This window comes from Craterilacuibacter sinensis, from assembly GCF_009831765.1.
Lineage (GTDB): Bacteria > Pseudomonadota > Gammaproteobacteria > Burkholderiales > Chromobacteriaceae > Craterilacuibacter > Craterilacuibacter sinensis.
Map to the genome: position 1 here is coordinate 1 of NZ_WSSB01000038.1, position 410 is coordinate 410.

Genomic DNA, 410 nt, shown 5'->3' on the forward strand with positions numbered 1-410 from the left:
CCACGCCTGTCCGACAAGTCGTACAAGCACAACTACTACGACGAAAAGATCTCGCTGGAAGACCGTCTGGTACGCACCGCCAACAAGGACTTCGTCACCACCGAAGAAGAAATCCTGTTTGACGCCGCCGACGTGATGCGCATGGGCAAGGATTTGTTTATCCAGCACGGTCTGACCACCAACCGCAAGGCGATGGAATGGTTCAAGCGCAAGTATCCCGAGCTGCGCATCCATGCCGTCAACTTCCCGGGCGACCCCTACCCTATCCATATCGACGCGACCTTCGTGCCGCTGCGCCCCGGTCTGATCATCAACAACCCGCATCGCCGTCTGCCGGTTGAACAGCGCAAGATCTTTGAACAGAACGGCTGGCAGATTGTTGATGCCGCCATGCCTGCCCACAAAGAACC

At 57.3% G+C, this 410-nt stretch carries 1 pseudogene; it reads left to right on the forward strand.

The window, feature by feature from the left end:
* Nucleotides 1-410: pseudogene (locus GQF02_RS15760) on the forward strand (serine/threonine protein kinase); the annotation flags it as partial.